This is a genomic window from Streptomyces sp. MP131-18, assembly GCF_001984575.1.
GTDB classification, from domain to species: Bacteria; Actinomycetota; Actinomycetes; order Streptomycetales; family Streptomycetaceae; genus Streptomyces; species Streptomyces johnsoniae.
In genome coordinates, this window is the sequence record NZ_LZNS01000003.1 from 14,096 (window position 1) to 18,377 (window position 4,282).

A 4,282-nucleotide genomic window follows, 5' to 3' on the forward strand; every position below is an offset into this window, starting at 1 on the left:
CCCCGTGCGCATCGGCGGCGCCTCGGCGCCGCTGGAGACCCGCGCCGCGGCCGGGCGCGTGGGCCTGAACATCAGCTCCTGGTTCCCCGAGCTGGGCGACGTCGTCGGCGGCGTCCAGAACCACCTGGCGGGCAACAAGTTCGCGCTCACGCTGTGGGGTCGGGCGCTGGAGGACCTGTCCGGGCGGCTCGGCCGCCGCTACAACGTCCACCGCGAGGTCTGCGACGAGCTGCACCGGGCCGCCGACAACCTGCGCGCGGCCGCGACCATGCTGCACGGCGCCCAGCAGGTGTTCATGCGCCTGTACTCCTCGCAGGGCGAGGCCGAGGCCGCCGGCGCCACGGTCATCCCCATCAACCGCTAACCCGTTTCGGCCGGGACGAAGGACAGTTCGTCCCGGCCTTCCAGTCCCAGTGACACATAGGAGACCACTGATGACCGTTGCAAACTCTACGGCCAAAGCGCTGAAAACCACTGGACGCGCGGTGAAGACCACCGCCAAGGGCGCCGATGCGGCGACGCGGTTCAACGTCCGCCACTGGCGGGCGCTGCTGCCGGTCCACGTCATCGCCCTCGCCGGGCTCGCCGCGGCGGCCGCGAACCTGGCCGTGTGGATATGGGGCCCGTGGGCGTGGGTGTTCGTCCTGGTCATCGCGGCCACGGTGTGGGTGTGGATCGACGGGATCATCGGGGATCTGGACCGGTCGGTGCAGGCCGCGGCCGCCGCGCAGCTTATGTTCGGCACCGCCTGCGCCGTCGCGTTCACCTTCGCCGCGACCTGGGCGCCGGTCTGGGGCGTCGTGGTCGCGGCCGGGATGATCCTGGCCATCTGGTGGTGGTCGGGCGACTCCCTGTTCACCCGCTACCGCTCCTCCGAGCGGCGCTCGCGCAAGATGGGCTCGGCCCTGCACGCCCTCGGCGCGTGCGACGCGACCCGCGTGACCAGCGTCAACACCAACAAGAAGGGGGATGTGGAGTACCGGGTGTTCGTCGGTGACGCCGACCGGCCCGAGAAGTTCCGCGATGCCGACATCGCTCACCAGCTGCACGTCGACGCCTCCCGCGTCATCGCCCGCCGCGTCTCGGCCGGCGACTCGCGGCGGATGAAGATCATCGTCCTGCACGCGGCCGCCTCGGCGAAGCGCAACGTCCCCCACCCGGCCCTGGAGCGCGAGAACCGTGCCAAGGGCGCCGCGTGGGCGCCGGGCTCGCGCGATGTGCTCGAGGGCCTGCCGATCGGGCGCGCGATCAGCTCGGTCGAAGACCGGGAGTCGACCGCAGGGATTTTCACCAGCGACCCCGACGCCAAATGCCTGGGCATCTTCGGCATTTCCGGGTCGGGCAAGACCAACACCAGCTCGTCGCTGCTGCTGTCGGCCATCGCCTGCGGCAACCTCATCGTGGCCGGCGCCGACCCGGTCAAGTTCGACCTGGGCAAATACCATGCGGCCGCGATGCACCGCCGCGCCCGGACCATCGACGAGGTCATCGCCGACCTGGAGGCCATCGAGGTGCTCTCCCACGACCGCATCCAGCGGCTCGACACCATGAAGGACCCGGATGGGAACCGGATGCGCAACTGGATCCCCACCCGCGAGCACCCTGGCCTGCTCTACCTCATCGACGAGCTGACCGTCATGCTCAGCCAGGCCACGTCCACGCAGGCCGACCGGCTGACCAGGCTCCTGGAGTCGCTGCCCAAGCACGTCCGCCAGGCGGGCATCTCCATCGCGTTCATCACCCAGTCGATCAACGCAATGGAGATCCCGACCACGCTCACCAGCCAATACGGCTCGAACTTCATCGGCCACCAGGTCAAGAAGGGCCACGACGGCGACGTGCAGGGCTGGAGCGTCGACGTCACCGAGAAGGGCCTGCCCACCCGCGGCCAGTGCTGGGTCGGCAACCCCGATGGCGGCGACCCGACCAAGACCCTCGCCTACGACGCCGACAGCGCCATCACCAAGCAGGCCGACGAATGGGACGCCATGATCGCCGAGTACGCCGCCGCCCGCCCGGCCCTGTCCAAGCACGAGGCGGGCATCCTCGGCTGGCCCCAGCGGGCCGGACAGGACCAGGCCGCCGAAGCCGCCGTCGAACCCGCTGAGGCGGCTCAGGAGGCCCCGGCGGTGCAGGGCCTGGGCGCTGAAGACCTCGAAGCCGAGGAGTACGGCGAGGTCGACCTCGCCGACGTCCCCGAAGGCGAGGCGGCCGACCTCGACACCGACGCCCTGGCCGAGGTGCCCCACGCCGCCCGCGTCGTCACCGCTCTCCGCACGGCCGGAGCAGCCCTGTCGATCGCGGCCCTGACCCAGGAGACCAAGGTGCCCAAGCGGACCCTCCAGCGGCTCCTGGGCCGCCTAGCCGACGACGGCCTGGTCGTCCGCGAAGGCGCCTCCACGGCCACGGTCTACCGCCTCGCGGCCTGACCCAAACCGCCACGGCCGCCCCTTCGGGGGCGGCCTTTTCCATGCCCCGAACCCGCCCGACCGTCACTGTCCGTAGTTGGCGCGCGAGCGCGCCACCCGCGCCAAACCGCAGGTCACAGCCGTGGCACGCGCGCACGCCACTGGCACGCCCCACCCCCGAAAATACGCCTATAGCGGTACAAACCTCCGAGATTTGGCGCGCAATCGCGGACCCCATAGGGGCCGTGCCCTGGGTGTGCGCGCGACACTGGCGCGCCCGAGTGCGCAACACCCGCGAATATCACGCTCCGTAACGAACGCGGGAGGATGCGCACCCTCCCGCGAACGCACTCGAGGACTGCTCGGCGGCTCGGCCGAGCCACTCCGAACCTGCTGTCGACGACGGCTCCAAGCCCGCCCCCGGCCGCCCGCCGCGCCCCATGATCCTCTTCCGAACCGTTACCTCGGTAACGAGATACATTGCAAAATTCCTCGGTCAGTCCTCCGGGCCTTGGGCATATCGGAGCAGGATCCTCCGTCGTCCACGAGCGAGCGTCCGGTGCGGCCGCCGACGGCCGCGAATCCCCTCAGTGCGGAGTACACCTGTCGGCCCGGTTGTGACCGCGCCGTCGACCGGCGGGGCCTGGGCGCTGGCCTGGGCTGTGACAGGTGTGACCGGCCTGCCGGTCACCGTGCGTCTCGATGCCCGGCGAGCGACAGCCTCAGCGGCAGGGAGAGGCGCGGGGAGATCGGCCACGGTCACAGAGCCCCACCCGGCCCCGGGCGGCTCGCTCGCGGCGGCGCCTTCAACATTCGATAATGCATGGGCGTGTAGGTCGTCGTGGCCATGAGGAGGCTGTGCGGAGAACGGGCTGAGGGGTGAGTATCGGTGACGATACCTTGGTCCTTCGCAAGGCTCTGGAGACAGCGTCTCATGGTCAGTCTCGGGGGTCGCGCAGCTGGCGGCTGAGGTCGAGCAACATGCAGTGGATCAAGCCGAAAAGTATTACTTTTCGTATAGCTTGCTCCGCCGGAGGCCGCCCGCGAGGCCTTCGCCGAGGCGGTCGTCGCTTTGACCGATGAGCTGTGGACCGAGGGCGCCATCTGGTGCGACTTCGCGTCCGACCTCGACCTGTTCTACGGCCTGGCCCGCACGGGCCGCATCCCTGCGGCCGCCATCGGCGGCCTGCCCGACGAGTCCTGACCACCCCCGGGGGCCCGGCCGGGCCCCCGCCCCTCCGATCGGAGCACCGCCACCATGAACTTTGCCGACATGACCACCGATCAGTTCCAGGCGTTCATCACCGACATGGCGAGGCCGATGCCTGAAGCGCACCGGATCGCCGCCGAGCACGCCGCCGACATGGTAATCGTGCTGGGCGCGATCAGTCCCGAGCTGCGATCGGCCGTCATCGACGGCGCGGTCGCCTCGGTGCCCGCCGGGCGCGAGCGGCTGCGCGCGGTCTGGCACGTCTCCCAGCGGACCCTGCGCGCGGCCATCGCCGAGGGCCAGGGCGTCCCCTACACCCTGATCCAGGCCGAGGCGCGGCAGCGGCTCGCGATCGACGCGATGGCCTCCGAGGGCCTGGCCGCGGCCGAGGAGGCCGAGGCCGAGCGCATCCGCCTCGCCCGGGAGTCCGGCTGGTGCACCGAGTACGAGTGCCGCCACCGCCCCACCGCCTGCGCCGAGACGTGCTGCTGGCACTGCGGCCGCCCCAACCACCGGACGGCGTTCAGCGCCGCCCAGCCCGTCGACGAGTGACCACCCTGGCGGGGTGCGCGATCGCGCACCCCGCCCCCTGTTTGGAGGACCTGATGGCCCTGATCGAGATCAACCACCCCACCACCTGCACCCACCCTGCCCCGGCGGCCGC

Annotated in this window: 4 protein-coding genes; all 4 read left to right on the forward strand. The window is 70.9% G+C overall.

All coding sequences use genetic code 11. From position 1 onward, the window contains the following. A partial coding sequence (locus STBA_RS35265) for a hypothetical protein (RefSeq protein WP_171987929.1) occupies positions 1-364 on the forward strand: 364 nt, incomplete at its 5' end. Positions 365-485: 121 nt separating this feature from the next. Then, complete coding sequence (locus STBA_RS35270) at positions 486-2,429, forward strand: helix-turn-helix domain-containing protein (protein WP_077063891.1); 1,944 nt, start codon at positions 486-488, stop codon at positions 2,427-2,429. Between the two features lie 1,051 nt (positions 2,430-3,480). Then, positions 3,481-3,612: a hypothetical protein gene (locus tag STBA_RS39380; protein WP_290444005.1), complete on the forward strand. Its 132-nt coding sequence runs from the start codon at positions 3,481-3,483 to the stop codon at positions 3,610-3,612. 69 nt (positions 3,613-3,681) lie between these two features. Next, positions 3,682-4,170: a hypothetical protein gene (locus tag STBA_RS35275; RefSeq protein ID WP_077063892.1), complete on the forward strand. Its 489-nt coding sequence runs from the start codon at positions 3,682-3,684 to the stop codon at positions 4,168-4,170. Positions 4,171-4,282 lie beyond the last annotated feature (112 nt).